This is a genomic window from Macrococcus sp. DPC7161, assembly GCF_004117835.1.
In the GTDB taxonomy this organism is placed as follows: domain Bacteria; phylum Bacillota; class Bacilli; order Staphylococcales; family Staphylococcaceae; genus SDSC01.
On the sequence record NZ_SDSC01000001.1, the window covers coordinates 258543 to 275800 of the forward strand.

A 17258-nucleotide genomic window follows, 5' to 3' on the forward strand; every position below is an offset into this window, starting at 1 on the left:
ATCTCTTTTTTGTTGCTTGTAATACTAGGAATATGATACTATATACTAGTATTAGCACCAACTACTAAAAGGGTAGGATTATGATGAAAAAATTAACTAAAAATGAAAGACAACAAGCTTTATTAGATAAACTTAAAGAAGATCCATTTTTAACGGACGAGGCGTTAAGTGCATATTTTAAAGTCAGCATTCAAACGATTCGATTGGATCGACTTGAAAAAAATATTCCTGAATTAAGAGAGCGTATAAAAGATGCTGCTGTCATGAAATTAGATGAAGTAAAGGCACTACCAATGGATGAAATTATTGGTGAAATTATCGACTTACAATTAGATAAAGTGGCAATTTCAATTTTGGATATTACTGAAGATCATGTATTTGATCGTAATCACATCGCCAGAGGACATTTTTTATTTGCACAAGCCAATTCACTTTGCGTTGCAATCATGAATGATGATTTTGCACTGACTGCCAAAAGTGAAGTGACATTTGTTAAACCAGTTAAACTTGGTGATAGAGTCATTACAAAAGCAGAATTAATATCAAAAGGTAATCACCGTGCATTGATTAATGTTATGAGTACTGTTAAACAAAAAATCGTATTTAAAGGAACTTTTGAAATGTTTTATCAAAGTGAGGATGAAAAAAATGGTTAAAATAGCTGTAGATTTAATGGGTGGCGACGATGCCCCACAAATCGTGATAGAAGGTATTAAACAATTTACAAATGAATTTAAAGATGTTGAAATTTTGGTTTTTGGTGATGAAAAATATAATCAGTTTGATCAACCGAATGTTCATTTTCAACATTGTACTGAGCAAATAACGATGGAAGATGAACCTGTACGTTCAATTAGAAGGAAAAAAGATGCATCTATGGTTAAAATGGCTGAAGCTGTAAAAAATGGTGATGCGGATGCATGTGTTTCTGCTGGCAATACTGGTGCATTAATGAGTGCAGGATTATTTATTGTAGGACGCATTAAAGGTATCGAAAGACCAGCACTAGGTATTGTAATGCCTACAATAGATGATAAAGGTTTTTTATTATTAGATATGGGTGCTAACGCTGATAGTAAGCCTGAGCATTTACATCAATATGCTTTAATGGGCAATATATATTCTAAGGCGATTCGTAACATTAGTAATCCTTCAATTGGTCTTATTAATATTGGGACAGAAGAGAAAAAAGGTAATGCATTAACGAAAGAGACCTATCAATTGCTATCATCTGACACAACATTAAACTTTGTTGGTAATATTGAACCTAAAACATTATTAACAGAGTCAAGTGATGTTGTGATTTGTGATGGCTTTACAGGTAATATTGTCTTAAAAACTTTAGAAGGTACTGCAAAAAGTATTTTCAAAATGTTAAAAACGACTTTAACTGCCAATACTAAAAATAAAATTGCTGCTGGCATATTAAAGAAAGATTTATCAGGATTAAAAGATAAAATGGATGCATCTGAATATGGTGGGGCAATGTTATTTGGTGTGAATGGTGTTGTGATTAAGGCACATGGTTCATCAGACAGTCGCGCATTTTATAATGCATTAAAGCAAGCTAAAAAAATAGCAGAAGAAAGCGTTGTTGAAACATTAACAAAAGAGGTGTCTCATATTGAGTAAAGTTTTAATGTTTCCTGGTCAAGGTGCCCAGTTTGTCGGCATGGCCAAGGACTTATATGAAGAAGAATCTTATCAAGCCCAGTTAAATAACCTCCAATCACAATTAAACCAAGAATTATTATCTTTAATGTTTGAAGGACCATTAGAAACATTGTCAGAAACAAAAAATACACAACCAGCCATTGTAATGCATGCATGTAGTATTTTAGAAAATCATTCTATTGATGCTGATTTTGTTTTAGGTCATAGTTTAGGTGAATATATTGCATTAGTTGCAAGTGGTGTGATTTCATCAGAAGATGCTGTCAAAATTACTAGAAGACGTGGTGAATTGATGCAAAATGCATATCCTGTTGGTATCGGCGCAATGGCCGCTATTATGGGGACATCGCGTGAAACTATTGAAAAAGCATTAAAGCAAGTTTCTAATGATCAAATTCAGCTTGAAATTGCTAATATTAATGCACCAGGTCAAATTGTTGTTAGTGGCCATAAAGCAGCATTAGACCAGTTAATTGAACAAAAAAGTGCATTAAATATTAAAAAGATTATTCCTTTAAATGTGAGTGGCCCATTTCACTCTTCATTAATGAAAATTATCGCTGATGATTTTAGAACCTTTTTAGATCAATTTTCATTCAATGAGCCTAATATGCCGGTTATTCAAAATGTATCAGCTTTGCCAAGTAATTCTGTAGAAAAAATTAAAGATTTATTAGTTAAACAGCTTTACGGTACTGTTGAATTTGAGGCTTCTATTGAATATTTACTTAATCAAGGAGCGACTACGTTTATTGAAATCGGACCTGGTAAAGTTTTAAATGGTTTAGTGAAAAAAATAGCGAAAGAAAATGGGAAATCGGTAGAAATACAAAGTGTTTCTTCGCTAGAGGAAATAAGGAGTGTTTTAAATGACTAAAATTGCTTTAGTAACTGGAGCATCAAGAGGTATTGGAAAAGCGATTGCTTTAAAACTTGCACAAGATGGTCATCATGTCGTAGTCAACTACTCAGGTAATGTTGAAAAAGCGAATGAAGTAGTAGAAGAAATAATAAAGATGGGACAACAAGCTATCGCTTTGCAATGTGATGTCAGTGACCATGAAGCAGTTAAATCAATGATTAAACAAGTGATTGAACATTTTGGTGCAATTGATATTATTGTTAATAATGCAGGGATTACTAAAGATACATTGATGATGCGAATGAAACCAGAAGACTTTAAATCTGTTATTGATACGAATTTATTAGGAGTATTTAACGTTGTACAGGCGTCAACGAGACAGTTATTAAAACAAAAATCTGGGAAAATCATTAATTTAAGTAGTATCGTCGGAAGTATTGGTAATGCAGGACAAGCTAATTATGTTGCAAGTAAAGCGGGTGTAGAAGGATTAACGAAGACGTTTGCAAGAGAACTTGCAAGTAGAGGAATTACAGTGAATGCTGTAGCACCTGGATTTATCGTATCAGATATGACAGATAAATTATCTGAAGATATAAAGTCTGGTATGTTAAGTCAAATCCCATTAAATCATTTCGGTGCACCTGAAGATATCGCAAATGTCGTTTCATTTTTAGCGAGTGAACAAGCAAACTATATAACAGGACAAACAATCCATGTAAATGGTGGTATGTATATGCATTAAATTGTACAATAAATATAAGTATTTTAAGGAGGTGAATATAATGGAAAACTTCGACAAAGTAAAAGATATTATCGTTGACCGTTTAGGTGTTGACGCTGATAAAGTGACAGCTGAAGCTTCTTTTAAAGATGATTTAGGTGCTGACTCTTTAGATATCGCTGAATTAGTAATGGAATTAGAAGACGAATTTGATATGGAAATTTCTGATGAAGATGCTGAAAAAATCAACACTGTTGGTGACGCAGTTAAGTATATCGAATCATTAAACAAATAATTGTCTTATCATTTTTAGAAGTAGGTTTAACCTGCTTCTTTTTTTATATGTTCGATATAGATTTTACTTTTGTTTACTATGGAATTAACGTAAAATAAAGAGATGGATATATGGAGGTGAAATAATGACGAGACATGAACAAATTATTAATAAATATCAAATAAAATTAAATGAAAAATTGGCAGCGTTAAACATTCAACCAAATCAAACAGCAATATATATTCAAGCGTTTTCTCATTCAAGTTTTATCAATGATTTTAAACTTGAAAAAGGCACTGATAATGAACGTTTAGAGTTTCTTGGAGATGCGGTGTTAGAATTGGTGGTATCACAATATTTATATCGTAATTATCCTGATTTGCCTGAAGGGAAATTAACGAAATTACGTGCATCAATTGTATGTGAGCCTTCACTTGTGACATTTGCTCAATTGTTAAATTTCGATCAAATGATTTTACTTGGTCGTGGGGAAGAGAAAACAGGGGGTCGAAAAAGACCGTCTTTAATCGCTGACGTTTTTGAAGCATTTGTTGGTGCGCTTTATTTAGATCAAGGTATGGATGCCATTCATGCTTTTTTTAATCAATTTATTTTTCCAAATATCACGAATGAAGTGTTAGAAGGTATTTTGGACTATAAAACACATTTACAAGAATTGATTCATAAAGAAAGTAAAGTACAAGTCGATTACATTTTGATCGACGAATCTGGTCCAGCTCATTTTAAATCATTTACATCACAAGTAAAAATCGGAGATGAAATTTGTGGTGAAGGGACTGGTCGTACTAAAAAAGAGTCAGAGCAAAGTGCGGCCAAAAATGCATTAAAACTTTTATTAGGGGAGTAATATGGTTTATTTAAAATTAGTAGAAGCGAAAGGATTTAAATCTTTTGCAGATAAAACAATCGTAAAATTTGATACTGGTGTTACAGCGATTGTTGGACCTAATGGCTCTGGTAAAAGTAATATTACTGATGCAATTAAATGGGTATTAGGAGAACAATCAGCTAAAAGTTTGCGTGGATCGAAAATGGAAGATGTTATTTTCTCTGGTGCAAAAAATAAAGAGTCGATGAATTTTTGTGAAGTTGCACTGGTATTAGATAATTCCGCTAAAAAATTGCAATTAGACCATGAAACGATTGAAATTAAACGTAAACTTTATCGTTCAGGTGATAGTGAGTTTTATATTAATCAACAAAAAGTTAGGCTAAAAGACATTACAGAACTATTTTTAGATTCTGGATTAGGTAAGGATGCATTTAGTATTATCTCTCAAGGTAAAGTTGATGAGATATTAAATGCAAAGCCTGAAGATAGACGACATTTGATAGAAGAAGCAGCAGGAGTTTTAAAGTATAAAAAAAGAAAAAAAGAAACAGTTGAACGATTAGACGAAACGATGAGTAATTTAAATCGTGTGCACGATATAATATACGATTTAAAAGGTCGTCTGGAACCATTAGAAATTGAAGCAAGTATTGCAAAAGAGTACTTATCATTGGTAGAAGAAATGAAAGATGCCGATATACAAGTAACTGCACATGAGATTGAAGTAGGTTCAAAGCGATTTGAAACCATTCAGTCTGAAATTCAATCATTTACGGAACTTGCTCATATAAAAAAAGATAAAGCAACGGTTGTGGATTCAAAAGTGAGTCAATTAAAGACATCTCGAAACGAAACATCTTTAGCTTTAGAAGAAGCTCAACAACAATTTTTGAATTTAACAGAACAAATGGAGAGAAAAACAGGTGAAATCAATGTAAAAAAGGAAAGATTGAATCACATGTTAACTTCTAATGAAGCGTCAAAGTCTCAAATTGATAAATTAAATCGTCAATATAATGCATTGAATGAAACACATCAAACATTATTGTCACAATATGAGGCACTCAATAGCAATTTAAAGTCTCTAAAACAGCAATTAAAAATGTTAAACCAGCCATCTGAGCATTCCGAAGCATCAATTGTAGAAGCAATAGAGCAAACAAGAAATGAATATTTTGATATTTATGGCCAAAAGACAGCTTTATTAAATGAAATTAAAACTTTGGAATGGCAGATTGAACAATTCGAAAAAGAAGCGGCCAATAAGCGTGAACATCAAGCAGATATTAGTCAAAATTTTAAAGAAAAACAAATTGAATTTGATCAATTGAATCATGAAATTGAATCAATCACAAAAAAACAAGACACTAAACGAGCGGAATATAAATATTTACTTCAAAATGCAGATCAATTAAAGCAACAATATAAAACAACTGAAGAAAAGTATTATCAAGCTTTGAAGTTTATAGAACAATTAAAGTTGAAGCAAAATCGACTTGAACAGGTTCAAAATGAATTTCAAGGTTATTACACAGGTGTACGTAATCTATTAAAAGAAAAACACCAATTAAAAGGCATTCATAATGCTGTTTTAGAATTAATTCATATTGATACGAAGTATGCCGAAAGTTTAGAAGTAGCTTTAGGTGGCAGTTTACAGCATATCGTTGTAGATGATGAAGTCAGTGGTAGAAATGCGATTCGTTTTTTAAATGAAAAGAAATTAGGACGTGCAACATTTTTACCTTTAACCGTTATCAAGCCAAGAAAGTTACCAATAGAAGTTTTAGAAAAAATAAAAAATCATCCGGGTTATATTGATGTTTTAGCACAATTAATTCAATCTAGTGACACTTACCGTTCGATCGTTGAAAATTTAGCAGGTACGACGATTATTTGTAATACACTTAAAGATGCTAATGAAATTGCCAGATTAATTCAATATAAATATCGTATCGTGACGTTAGATGGTAATATTGTTAATCCTGGTGGTTCAATGAGTGGTGGTAGTAAAGTTAAAGGTTCTAATCTTCTAAAACAACGTGAAGAACTTCAAGATGTAGTGAAGAAACTTTCAACTTTTGAAAAACAAACGCAATCAATTGAATCAGAGCTTCAAACATTAAAACAAGATTTAACCGAAACAGAATTCCAATTAAGTCAATCACAACGTGAAGGTGAATCATATAGAGATCAAATTTATGATTTGAATCAACAACTAAGCAAAGTAGAACTAGAATTAAATCAAATGAAGCAACAAAATGCATCATTTGCCCAGTTTGAGCAAGAGAAGGCATTGCATTTTGAAAATCAACAAACATTAAATAAATTGAATTCAAAAGTCAGTACATTTGATAATCAATTGAGTGAATGTGATGAACGCATTGTAGCACTGACAGAACAACAAAAAATGAGTCAAGTAGCTGAAAAAGATTTAAACAATCAAAAATATCAATTGAATAATGAAATCAATATTCTTAATGAGCGTTTACAACATTTAAACCAACAAAAATCATCCCAACAAAATCGTTTACAAGAAATTAAAGATGAAATTCAAATGATTCAATCTGAAGATAAAGTACAATTAGTAGATAATTTAAAAGAAACAATAGCTTCTGAGTCTAAAGAAGTTGTAACATTAACTGAAGAAAAGGCTGTGTTAGAAGAGACTATTCTATCTAATAAATCGACACTAGCTCAACTGCAAAATGATATTGAAGAAAAAGAAAAACAATATAATGAACTGATGAGACAAATGACGAATATTGAAACGGGTATTGGTGAGTTAAAGTCAGAATACAGTAAATTAGATGTACAACTGGAAAATAAAATGACTCATTTGAGTGAAACATATCAACATACGTTTGAATCAGCATTACAATATATTCAAAATGAGTTAAAAGTAATAGATTTATCTAATATTGATTTTAAACACTTAAAACAACGTGTTAAGTTAACAAGACTTGCGATTGATGAATTAGGTAATGTCAATTTAAATGCCATTGATCAATTTAAAGAAGTGCAAGAACGTTTTGAATTTTTATCTAGTCAAGAAACGGACTTATTATCGGCGAAGGCAAACTTAGAAGCGATTATTAAAGAAATGGATGAAACCGTTACTGAAAAATTTATGAACACATTTAACCAAGTTTCTGAGACGTTTAAAACGATCTTCAAATCGCTATTTGGTGGCGGACATGGTGAAATTGTTTTGAATTCAAATGATTATTTAAATGCTGGTATTGATATATTTGTAGAACCTCCAGGTAAGAAAAGACAAAATCTCTCATTACTATCAGGTGGTGAACGTGCATTAACGGCAATCGTATTATTATTCTCAATATTAAAAGCAAGAAGTGCACCGTTTGTTATTTTAGATGAGGTGGAAGCAGCACTGGATGAAGCAAATGTATTACGATTTGCGAAGTATTTAAATACATTAAAGCAAGACACACAATTTATTGTTATTACGCATCGTAAAGGAACGATGGAGCAAAGTGATCGTTTGTATGGTGTAACAATGCAAAATAGTGGTATTTCAAAACTATTAAGCGTGAATTTAAAAGAATTGAATGATGAAAAAGTAAAGGAGCTGACAGAATGAGCTTTTTTAAGAAATTAAGAAATCGTTTTAGTCAAAAAGAAGAAAACTTTGAACCTTTAAATGAGGATTTAAACGAATTAAAAAGTGAGCCAGATCAATCGGAAGTCGTTAAACCTGAAGTAAAGCCAGCAGCACAACCTGCAAAAAAACAAAATGATTGGTCTTTTGATTTTGATGATGATGATTTAATGTCTATCGAAGAATTTGAGGCATTAGAAGCACAGCAAATTGGTGCTAAATTCCGTGATGGATTAGAAAAATCACGCGAGAATTTCCAAAATCGATTAAATGATTTGTTAGCAACATACAGAAAAGTTGATGAAGATTTCTTTGAAGCTTTAGAAGAAATGTTAATTCAAGCTGACGTTGGATTTAATACAGTGATGGATTTAGTGGAATCATTACGTATGGAAGCAAAACGTCAAAACATTACTGAAACGAGTGATTTAAGAGAAGTAATCGTTGAAAAAATTGTTGAAATATATGAACAAGAAGATGATAAACTTCAAGAAATGAATATTCAAGAAGGTGAATTAACGGTTATCTTAATGGTAGGTGTCAACGGTGTAGGTAAAACTACAACGATAGGTAAACTTGCGCACCGTTACAAAGCGCAAGGTAAAACTGTAATGCTTGCCGCGGGTGATACTTTCCGTGCTGGTGCGATTGATCAATTACAAGTTTGGGGAGACCGTGTTGGTGTAGAAGTGATCAAACAAAAAGAAGGATCTGATCCAGCAGCTGTAATGTACGATGCAGTCAATGCTGCTAAAAATAAAGGTGTTGATATTTTAATTTGTGATACAGCTGGACGTTTACAAAATAAAGCAAACTTAATGAACGAATTAGAAAAAGTTAAAAAAGTTTTATCTAAAGCGATTCCGAATGCACCACATGAAGTATTACTTGCTTTAGATGCAACAACAGGTCAAAATGCATTAGTCCAAGCAAAAGCATTTAAAGAAGTGACAGATGTAACTGGTATTGTATTAACAAAATTAGATGGTACTGCAAAAGGTGGTATCGTATTAGCAATTAGAAACGAATTACATATACCTGTAAAGTTTGTTGGTCTTGGTGAAAAATTAGACGATTTACAACCGTTCGATGCAGAAAGTTACGTATACGGATTATTTGCTGACATGATTGAGTCTTCAGAACAAGTAGAAACTCCTGAAGTGGATGAGAGTGAACAAAAAGATGCGTAATGGTCATGAACTTGATAAAACAATGAGAATGAATTACTTATTTGACTTTTATCAATGTCTTTTAACAGATAAACAAAAAAATTATTTAGAACGTTATTACCTTTTAGATGAAAGTTTATCTGAAATTGCAGAATCAAAAGATGTGTCAAGACAAGCTGTGTATGATAATATTAAACGAACTGATGAATTGTTAGAGGACTATGAAAGTAAGTTAAAGTTGTTTCAAAATTTTGAACAACGTCAACAAATTATGAATCAACTAAAGCAGCAAGTGAATGCTTTGGAAACAACGATACACCCGAGTATTATTGACAATTTTAATCAATTAATTGAATCTCTGGAAAGTATCGAATAGGAGGATATTATGGCATTTGAAGGATTATCAGACAGACTACAAGCCACGATGCAAAAGATTCGTGGTAAGGGTAAAGTCACTGAACAAGATATAAAAATGATGATGCGAGAAGTGCGTCTTGCTTTATTAGAAGCCGACGTCAACTTTAAAGTAGTTAAATCATTTGTACAAACGGTATCTGAACGTGCTTTAGGTAGTGATGTGATGGAATCATTAACACCTGGGCAACAAGTCATTAAGATTGTTCAAGAAGAATTAACAACATTAATGGGTTCAGAAAACACAAGTATTAATATGAATAAAAAGCCACCAACAGTTGTGATGATGGTTGGTTTACAAGGGGCAGGTAAAACAACGACGGCTGGAAAACTTGCACTTTTAATGCGCAAAAAATACAATAAAAAACCATTACTCGTTGCATGTGATATTTATCGTCCAGCTGCGATTAATCAATTACAAACTGTAGGTAAACAAATTGATATCCCTGTATTTACTTTAGGTGATCAAGTGAAACCAGCTGAAATTACAGAAAAAGCTTTAGCTCATGCTAAAGAAGAGCATTTAGATTTTGTAATTATTGATACAGCAGGTCGCTTACATATTGATGAAGCACTTATGAATGAGCTTGTTGAAGTAAAAGAAATTTCTAAACCTGATGAAATTATGTTAGTTGTTGACTCAATGACTGGTCAAGATGCTGTCAATGTTGCTGAAAGTTTTGATAAACAATTAGATATTACCGGCGTTACTTTAACAAAACTTGATGGTGACACTCGTGGTGGTGCTGCACTTTCTATTCGTAGTGTGACACAAAAACCAATTAAATTTGTTGGTATGAGTGAAAAAATGGATGGTTTAGAATTATTCCATCCTGAGCGCATGGCTAGCCGTATTTTAGGTATGGGTGATGTCTTAAGCTTAATTGAAAAAGCACAATCACAAGTTGACGAGTCTAAAGCGAAAGAATTAGAACAAAAAATGAAAACATCAACATTTACATTTGATGATTTCTTAGAACAGTTAGAACAAGTTAAAGCTTTAGGACCATTAGATGAACTTTTAAAAATGATTCCTGGTGCAAATAAGATGAAGGGCTTAAACAATGTCAATATGAATGCTAAGCAAATTGATCATATTCAAGCCATTATACAATCGATGACTAAAGCAGAAAGAGAAAATCCTGCAATCATTAATGTTTCAAGAAAGAAACGTATTGCAAAAGGATCAGGAAGAAGCATGTCTGAAGTCAATCGATTAATTAAACAATTTGAAGAAATGAAAAAGATGATGAAGCAATTTAGTGGTATGAAAAAAGGTAAAAAAGGTCGCAATCCATTCCAAGGTATGAATTTACCATTTTAATTTTTAAATTGGTAAAGAAAAAGTACTTTACAAAGATATAATGACCTGTTATGATATTAAAAGTAATTAAACAATAGTTAGGAGAAATAAAAATGGCAGTTAAAATTCGTTTAACACGTATGGGTTCAAAAAGAAACCCTTTCTACCGTATCGTAGTTGCTGATGCTCGTGCACCACGTGATGGTCGTATCATCGAAGCAATCGGTACTTACAATCCAGTTGCAAAACCTGAAGCAGAAATCAAAGTTAATGAAGAATTAGCTTTAAAATGGTTAGCTGAAGGTGCTAAACCAACTGATACAGTACGTAACATTTTATCTACACAAGGTATCATGGAAAAATTCCATAACCAAAGAATTGCGAAGTAATCGTAATGGAAAATTTATTACAAACGATTATTGAACCGCTAGTGGACTTTAAAGATGATATCCGTATCACTAAAGAAGACCATGATAAAAGCATCACTTATCATATTTCTGTTCATCCAGATGATATGGGTAAAGTAATTGGTAAACAAGGACGCATTGCAAAAGCAATCCGTACAATTGTAACTGGTGCAAATAAAAGCGATAAGAAAGTGTTTGTAGAAATTGATTAAGAGTGCCATTTTTGGTACTCTTTTTTTATGAAGAAATTTGGAGGTAGCGATGGAAGTTAATATTGGTAAAATTGTTAATATGCACGGTATTCGTGGAGAAGTAAAAGTATTATCTGCTTCAGATTTTGCAAGTGAGCGCTTTAAAAAAGGAAAACAAGTAAAGATAAAATTTCAAGGTAAAGAAAATATCTTTACAATCAAATCATATCGAGTGCATAAAAATTTTCACATGCTTCAATTTGAAGGTGTTCAAAATATCAATGAAGTTGAAAAGTTTAAAGGCCATGATTTGTTTCAGGATGTTGAAGATATAGATTTGCAATTAGAAGTAAATGAATATTATTATTCAGACATCATTGGTTGTGACGTTTATAATGGAACAGATCTTATTGGAAAAGTAACAGAAATTTTTGAAACGGGTGCTAATGATGTTTGGGTTGTTAAAGGTGATAAAGAGCACTTGATTCCTTATATCGAACAAGTTGTTAAAGTGGTTGATATTGATCAAAAACGCATAGAAATTGAAGCAATGGATGGACTTTTATCGTGAGAATTGATTATTTAACATTGTTCCCTGAAATGTTTGATATACTTAATCATTCTATTATGAAGCGCTCAAAGGAAAAGGGTGTTGTCCAGTTTAATACCATCAATTTTAGGGACTTCGCTAATAATAAACACAATCAAGTGGATGATTATCCATATGGTGGTGGACAAGGGATGGTGTTGAAGCCAGAACCTATATTTAATGCGATGGCTCAACTTGAAACGACATCATCAACGCGTGTGATATTAATGTGCCCACAAGGGAAACCATTTAATCAGAAAATGGCGGAATCACTAGCAAAAGAAGAACATTTAGTTTTTATTTGTGGCCATTATGAAGGCTATGATGAGCGTATTAGAACTGAACTTGTAACGGATGAAATTTCATTAGGTGATTACGTTTTAACTGGTGGTGAGTATGCAGCAATTACAATGACTGATGCTATTGTACGTCTTATTCCTGATGCCATTACGCAAAAAAGTCATGAAGATGATTCATTTTCTACAGGTTTATTAGAATATCCACAATATACACGTCCTTATGATTACGAAGGATTAAAAGTACCAGATGTTTTAATGAGTGGTAATCACAAACTAATTGAAAAATGGAGACACGAAGAAAGTTTAAAACGAACATTTTATCGTCGTCCAGATTTATTAGAGCATTATCCTTTAACAGATGAAGATCGAAAATATTTAAATTCATTAAAATAATTGTCAATAAGGATTGCTTTACAACATAACATATGGTAATATTACAAAAGTGTGATTCACACATATATCACTATGATCCGCTGAACAAATGATTCAAGAACATAGGCAGAAGGAGAAGAATATTATGTCAAACAATGTATTAATCGATGCAATTACTAAAGATCAATTGCGCACAGACATCCCAGCATTTCGTCCTGGTGACACTTTAAAAGTACACGTACGTATCGTAGAGGGAACTCGTGAACGTATCCAAGTATTCGAAGGTGTTGTTATCAAACGTCGTGGTGGCGGTATCTCAGAAACTTTCACAGTTCGTAAAATTTCATACGGTGTAGGTGTTGAACGTACATTCCCTGTACACACTCCTAAAATCGAGAAAATTGAAGTATTACGTCGTGGTAAAGTACGTCGTGCGAAATTATACTACTTACGTAGCTTACGTGGTAAAGCTGCACGTATCAAAGAAATTCGTTAATAACGATAAAACCGAAGCGCATAATTGCGCTTCGGTTTTTTTAGTTTCATTTAATGTCTTTACTTAATACTTCTTTTCTTTTTGAAAATTTTGGTATATACAAATAGATGAAACTTAATAACAAGCCAAGGATTGAGATAAAGCAAACTAATTTAAAGTAGGGTGGTAAATATTTAAATTGAATTGATTTTGTATTTTCATCTACTTTTACTGCACTCATTAAATAATTCACATTTTCAATATTTGTTTTTTTACCATTAACATAAGCTGTTAATCCATCACGATAAACGATTGGAGTAACGAAATAACCTTTTGAACTATTTTTAATATTAAACTTCATATCTTTTTCATTGAAAGTGAGGTCAATCGGCTCATTTTTACTTTCTTGTTTGAGTGTTTGATAATCTTCTGTATAAATACCTTTTAATTTAAAGTTGTAAGTCCCTTCTGATAAACCAATCAATATTTTTTTATGTTTAGGAATTTTAATACGATATGTTAAATCATCTTGATGTGTTCGGTATTTACTTGATTGGAATAAGCGATTATTAGCATAGCCATTCACATTAATTTGAAAGTTCTTTACAGGTGAAATTAATGATACATGCATTTCAATGTAGAAATCTTTTTGATCTTTTAAATATTTGTCAGGAACAGTGACGACAAGACCGCCACTTCCTGGGTTTACAATGAGTTGTTTTTTATTATATGACCAATGCGCATTACTTGTTTTAACTTTGGCTACATCAATTAAATTTTTATTTTGAATGACTGGATTTTGACTCGCATTTTTTTGTTTCGTAATGACACCAGTTATCATTGCATGTTCACGATCAATTGGCGTTTTTAAATCTTTTTCTCTATATATATTATTCGTTATTTTCCCAAAAGGCAGCATATATTGATTTTCGTATACTTTATACTTCCCATAGTCTTTAATTAATTTAAAGTTTTCAGGGATATCTGTTTGGTATTGTTTTCTAATTAAATATTTAACATTAAATAATGACTCCAGATTACTTCGTGAATTAAAAGTAGAGTACCTTGAGATCGACTCTTCCTTCAAATTAATCATTAAATCTCTGTAATAAAAATCAATTAATCTACCATCAAAAATACTCGAATACAAACTCACACCTTTGAATCCTTGATACATCGGTGTATTATCTTGTTCTAAAACTCTAAAATCAATACGTTCACCAGGTTTGAGTTTTTGTTTATATGTATTTACAATTTGTCTTTGTAATTGTGAGTCATAAACACTAGATTCGATGTATTTTAAGTTGGCTCTAGGATTAATTCCAGCATTGTAGTTATCAATTTTATTATGTAAACGGACGACGTCTAAATTCATAATCATTAGTAAAGCAATCATTAATAAATATAAATAACGTTGATATTTCTTATCTTCAATATAAAGTACTAAAGCACCAATAATATGAATTACCATTGCGATATAAATCCAAGTAATAGTTTCAGGTTTTTGAATTTGTGTAGCACTTAAGAATAATATAAAAATACCAGGAATAATAGTTACTAAATAGTGCTTTAATGGAATTGACTTAAAGTAATAAATATAAAAACTTATTAAACCACTTGATGCAAATGTGATTAGATAGTGCCATCTTTTTTGTGGTGCTGAAAAACCATTAAATAATGAATCCATAAATGGCATACAACTCAGTATTAATAGTACGAATGTAAAAATTGCAAACATGCGGTAATAGTAATGTTTATAAAGTGTGAAAGTTAATAAAGCTTGTACGGTAATAATTAATACAATGACTAAATAATTATCATAAAAAATATTGGCATATTGATCAAATGGACTAAACAATTTTAACGGTTCTTTATATGGACTTCTATCATTGCCTAAAAAGCCATAAGCAGCATAGAAAAATGCAAAGCTACTAATCATTAAACCAAGTACTGCCATCGTAATAAAGTGGATCCATTGTTTAAGTTTAGGTACAGTATCAAATGTTGTTGGCAGTAGATTTCGATATAAGAAATAAACGAAACCAATAATTACAAGATGATAAGCAAAATAGAAATTGTTGATAAATATCATAGCTACTGTCGCTATAAATAAAGCTTTATGATTTTTTCTGATGTACAATTCAATAGCGAGTAACAATAATGGTAAGAAAATAAATACATCACTAAAAAATGACCAGTACAATGTAAATCTAAAATAAATCGCTGAGGTTAAAAACAGAAAACCAAATAAAAAGCCTAAATAATTTTTTTTATGAATGACTTTAAAGTAATAATATGTAATAGTCATTGCAATACTCGATTTAAGAATAGAAATAAAAAATGCATTTTTTGCCCAAAATGTAATTGTATCCGTTTTTAAATCGATAAAGAACGATACAAATTTGATGAGTAAAGCATCGATAAAGAAAACAATACTGGTTGAATAATAATATGCTAAGTCTGTGTAATGATCTCCACCAAGTCCGAAATCAAGACTATAGAACCATTCACCACTCCAAATTTTTTGGTACAAATAAAGTTGCATTGGCAACATTTGCTCTAAACCATCATTAGGTCCTGTAAAAATAGTGCCTTCTTTAAAAAAGCGATATAGATAAAAGCTATGCCCTAAAATGGCGAGTAAAATAGAAATAATAAAGATAAGTAAACCATTTTTATAATTTTTAAAGTTTATTTTTTTTGATTTCATTTTGACTCCTTTGTAAAAATATATGTAGATATCAGATAAGTGATCGGAATGGTAAATATTAATGCAATAAGTGGTGCAAATGATTGATTAAAATGCAATAAATCAACGGTGAAATATAAAAGTAAAGTTTGTGTTCCCATATTCACGATTTGTGTCAATGGAAATTGTATAAAACTTTTAAACGATGGTTGGACATGAAAAACAAAATAGCAATTTAAAAAATAAGAACCTAAAAAACTTAATAAAAAAGCAATTAAATGACTATAAATATATGGTATATGAAACAGATGCAATAGCATTAAATAGCAGATATAGTAATTAAGTGTATTGATAAGTCCAACAATGATAAATTTGGAAATGCGTTTAATGTTCATCATCATTACCACTTTGCTGATTATTTTTAACGATATTAGTTTCTTCTATAATAAAATGAGGTCTTTGTTTGGTCTCATAATAAATCTTACCAATATATTCTCCAATAATCCCTAGAGAGAATAGCTGGACACCACCTAAAAATAAAATACTGGAAATCAATGTGAAGTAACCAGGCGTATCTATACCGTGACGTAATATTTGTATAAATGTAATCATGATATACAACAAACTAATGAATAAAGTCACACCACCAAAATAAAAACATAAGCGAAGTGGTTTATCATTGAAACTTAAAATACCGTCAACAGCGTAATCTATTAATTTGAATAGATTAAATGAAGATTTACCATGAGCACGCTCCACATTTTCGAAGGGTATGGTGATTTTATTAAAACCTACCCATTCAAAAATGCCTTTTGAAAAACGATTATATTCATTAAGTGATAGAATTGCATTGATTACTTTTCTTGATATTAATCTAAAGTCACCTTCACCATCAGTTAAATTAATATCAACGGAATTGTTAATTAATTTATAATAAAGTTGTGTGGGAAGTTTTCTAAACAAGTGCTCACCATTTCTATTTCTTTTAAGAACAACTTGATCATATCCTTGATGATAGTATTTGATTAAAGTTGGGATGTAATGTGGCGGGTGTTGTAAGTCAGCGTCCATTATTACAGCTACTTCACCATGCGCTGATTTTAATCCTGCTAACATCGCGGCTTCTTTTCCAAAGTTTCTTGAAAAAGATATGAATTTTACATCGTTTTGATGTGATAAAGTTTTAATTTTTTCTAAAGTATTATCTGGTGAACCGTCATTAATAAAAATAATTTCATATGTAAATGGCTCATTTTTCAGCGTATTTGTGATAGTATTGTAAAGTAATTCTATATTGTCGGCTTCTTTATAACAAGGAACGATGATAGATAAAAACATAAG

General features: G+C 31.4%; 18 protein-coding genes. 15 read left to right on the forward strand and 3 right to left on the reverse strand.

Annotated features, from left to right (window positions below; genetic code table 11):
- Nucleotides 1–83: 83 nt before the first annotated feature.
- From fapR to rplS, 15 genes are all read left to right on the forward strand, one after another.
- A complete protein-coding gene (gene fapR, locus ER639_RS01200; RefSeq protein ID WP_129063923.1) occupies nucleotides 84–656 on the forward strand; it encodes a transcription factor FapR in 573 nt (190 codons plus the stop codon).
- Complete coding sequence (plsX, locus tag ER639_RS01205; RefSeq protein ID WP_129063924.1) at nucleotides 649–1632, forward strand: phosphate acyltransferase PlsX; 984 nt, start codon at nucleotides 649–651, stop codon at nucleotides 1630–1632. Before fapR ends, plsX begins: the two co-directional genes overlap by 8 nt.
- Nucleotides 1625–2551, forward strand: coding sequence for an ACP S-malonyltransferase (fabD, locus tag ER639_RS01210; RefSeq protein ID WP_129063925.1), 927 nt, complete (start codon nucleotides 1625–1627; stop codon nucleotides 2549–2551). The genes plsX and fabD overlap by 8 nt, the downstream gene beginning before the upstream one ends.
- Nucleotides 2544–3281 carry a 3-oxoacyl-[acyl-carrier-protein] reductase gene (gene fabG / locus ER639_RS01215; protein ID WP_129063926.1) on the forward strand — a complete coding sequence of 246 codons (738 nt, stop codon included), beginning with the start codon at nucleotides 2544–2546 and terminating at the stop codon, nucleotides 3279–3281. Before fabD ends, fabG begins: the two co-directional genes overlap by 8 nt.
- A 40-nt stretch (nucleotides 3282–3321) precedes the next feature.
- Nucleotides 3322–3555 (forward strand): acyl carrier protein, encoded by a 234-nt coding sequence (locus ER639_RS01220; RefSeq protein WP_129063927.1) that lies wholly within the window; start codon nucleotides 3322–3324, stop codon nucleotides 3553–3555.
- A gap of 124 nt (nucleotides 3556–3679) precedes the next feature.
- Nucleotides 3680–4402 carry a ribonuclease III gene (rnc, locus tag ER639_RS01225; protein ID WP_129063928.1) on the forward strand — a complete coding sequence of 241 codons (723 nt, stop codon included), beginning with the start codon at nucleotides 3680–3682 and terminating at the stop codon, nucleotides 4400–4402.
- A 1-nt stretch (nucleotide 4403) separates the two neighbouring features.
- Nucleotides 4404–7991, forward strand: a complete 3588-nt coding sequence (gene smc / locus ER639_RS01230; protein WP_129063929.1) for a chromosome segregation protein SMC — start codon at nucleotides 4404–4406, stop codon at nucleotides 7989–7991.
- Nucleotides 7988–9199 (forward strand): signal recognition particle-docking protein FtsY, encoded by a 1212-nt coding sequence (gene ftsY, locus ER639_RS01235; protein ID WP_129063930.1) that lies wholly within the window; start codon nucleotides 7988–7990, stop codon nucleotides 9197–9199. The genes smc and ftsY overlap by 4 nt, the downstream gene beginning before the upstream one ends.
- Nucleotides 9192–9554 (forward strand): putative DNA-binding protein, encoded by a 363-nt coding sequence (locus ER639_RS01240; protein WP_129064414.1) that lies wholly within the window; start codon nucleotides 9192–9194, stop codon nucleotides 9552–9554. Before ftsY ends, ER639_RS01240 begins: the two co-directional genes overlap by 8 nt.
- 9 nt (nucleotides 9555–9563) lie before the next feature.
- Nucleotides 9564–10916 (forward strand): signal recognition particle protein, encoded by a 1353-nt coding sequence (gene ffh, locus ER639_RS01245; protein WP_129063931.1) that lies wholly within the window; start codon nucleotides 9564–9566, stop codon nucleotides 10914–10916.
- 92 nt (nucleotides 10917–11008) lie between these two features.
- Nucleotides 11009–11284 (forward strand): 30S ribosomal protein S16, encoded by a 276-nt coding sequence (rpsP, locus tag ER639_RS01250; protein ID WP_129063932.1) that lies wholly within the window; start codon nucleotides 11009–11011, stop codon nucleotides 11282–11284.
- Nucleotides 11285–11289: 5 nt separating this feature from the next.
- Nucleotides 11290–11514, forward strand: coding sequence for a KH domain-containing protein (locus tag ER639_RS01255; protein WP_129063933.1), 225 nt, complete (start codon nucleotides 11290–11292; stop codon nucleotides 11512–11514).
- A gap of 49 nt (nucleotides 11515–11563) precedes the next feature.
- Nucleotides 11564–12064, forward strand: a complete 501-nt coding sequence (gene rimM, locus ER639_RS01260) for a ribosome maturation factor RimM (protein WP_129063934.1) — start codon at nucleotides 11564–11566, stop codon at nucleotides 12062–12064.
- A complete protein-coding gene (gene trmD / locus ER639_RS01265; protein ID WP_129063935.1) occupies nucleotides 12061–12774 on the forward strand; it encodes a tRNA (guanosine(37)-N1)-methyltransferase TrmD in 714 nt (237 codons plus the stop codon). Before rimM ends, trmD begins: the two co-directional genes overlap by 4 nt.
- A gap of 124 nt (nucleotides 12775–12898) precedes the next feature.
- On the forward strand, nucleotides 12899–13249 hold the full coding sequence (rplS, locus tag ER639_RS01270; protein WP_129063936.1) for a 50S ribosomal protein L19: 351 nt from the start codon (nucleotides 12899–12901) through the stop codon (nucleotides 13247–13249).
- A 46-nt stretch (nucleotides 13250–13295) separates the two neighbouring features.
- Here the strand turns inward: rplS and ER639_RS01275 are convergent, their stop codons facing one another.
- From ER639_RS01275 to ER639_RS01285, 3 genes are read right to left on the reverse strand one after another with little or no spacing between them, the layout of a single operon-like run.
- Nucleotides 13296–15938 (reverse strand): YfhO family protein, encoded by a 2643-nt coding sequence (locus ER639_RS01275; protein WP_129063937.1) that lies wholly within the window; start codon nucleotides 15936–15938, stop codon nucleotides 13296–13298.
- Nucleotides 15935–16315, reverse strand: coding sequence for a GtrA family protein (locus ER639_RS01280; protein ID WP_129063938.1), 381 nt, complete (start codon nucleotides 16313–16315; stop codon nucleotides 15935–15937). The genes ER639_RS01275 and ER639_RS01280 overlap by 4 nt, the downstream gene beginning before the upstream one ends.
- The gene (locus tag ER639_RS01285) at nucleotides 16302–17255 is read right to left on the reverse strand and encodes a glycosyltransferase family 2 protein (RefSeq protein ID WP_129063939.1); all 954 of its coding nucleotides are present in this window, start codon (nucleotides 17253–17255) and stop codon (nucleotides 16302–16304) included. The genes ER639_RS01280 and ER639_RS01285 overlap by 14 nt, the downstream gene beginning before the upstream one ends.
- Nucleotides 17256–17258: the final 3 nt, after the last annotated feature.

Excerpts from the sequence above, each read along its gene's own strand:
- fapR (WP_129063923.1), top strand. The coding sequence starts at position 84 with ATGAAAAAATTAACTAAAAATGAAAGACAACAAGCTTTATTAGATAAA.
- plsX (WP_129063924.1), top strand. The coding sequence starts at position 649 with ATGGTTAAAATAGCTGTAGATTTAATGGGTGGCGACGATGCCCCACAA.
- fabG (WP_129063926.1), top strand. The coding sequence starts at position 2,544 with ATGACTAAAATTGCTTTAGTAACTGGAGCATCAAGAGGTATTGGAAAA.
- ER639_RS01220 (WP_129063927.1), top strand. The coding sequence starts at position 3,322 with ATGGAAAACTTCGACAAAGTAAAAGATATTATCGTTGACCGTTTAGGT.
- rnc (WP_129063928.1), top strand. The coding sequence starts at position 3,680 with ATGACGAGACATGAACAAATTATTAATAAATATCAAATAAAATTAAAT.
- smc (WP_129063929.1), top strand. The coding sequence starts at position 4,404 with ATGGTTTATTTAAAATTAGTAGAAGCGAAAGGATTTAAATCTTTTGCA.
- ftsY (WP_129063930.1), top strand. The coding sequence starts at position 7,988 with ATGAGCTTTTTTAAGAAATTAAGAAATCGTTTTAGTCAAAAAGAAGAA.
- ER639_RS01240 (WP_129064414.1), top strand. The coding sequence starts at position 9,192 with ATGCGTAATGGTCATGAACTTGATAAAACAATGAGAATGAATTACTTA.
- ffh (WP_129063931.1), top strand. The coding sequence starts at position 9,564 with ATGGCATTTGAAGGATTATCAGACAGACTACAAGCCACGATGCAAAAG.
- rpsP (WP_129063932.1), top strand. The coding sequence starts at position 11,009 with ATGGCAGTTAAAATTCGTTTAACACGTATGGGTTCAAAAAGAAACCCT.
- ER639_RS01255 (WP_129063933.1), top strand. The coding sequence starts at position 11,290 with ATGGAAAATTTATTACAAACGATTATTGAACCGCTAGTGGACTTTAAA.
- rimM (WP_129063934.1), top strand. The coding sequence starts at position 11,564 with ATGGAAGTTAATATTGGTAAAATTGTTAATATGCACGGTATTCGTGGA.
- rplS (WP_129063936.1), top strand. The coding sequence starts at position 12,899 with ATGTCAAACAATGTATTAATCGATGCAATTACTAAAGATCAATTGCGC.
- ER639_RS01275 (WP_129063937.1), bottom strand. The coding sequence starts at position 15,938 with ATGAAATCAAAAAAAATAAACTTTAAAAATTATAAAAATGGTTTACTT.
- ER639_RS01280 (WP_129063938.1), bottom strand. The coding sequence starts at position 16,315 with ATGATGAACATTAAACGCATTTCCAAATTTATCATTGTTGGACTTATC.
- ER639_RS01285 (WP_129063939.1), bottom strand. The coding sequence starts at position 17,255 with ATGTTTTTATCTATCATCGTTCCTTGTTATAAAGAAGCCGACAATATA.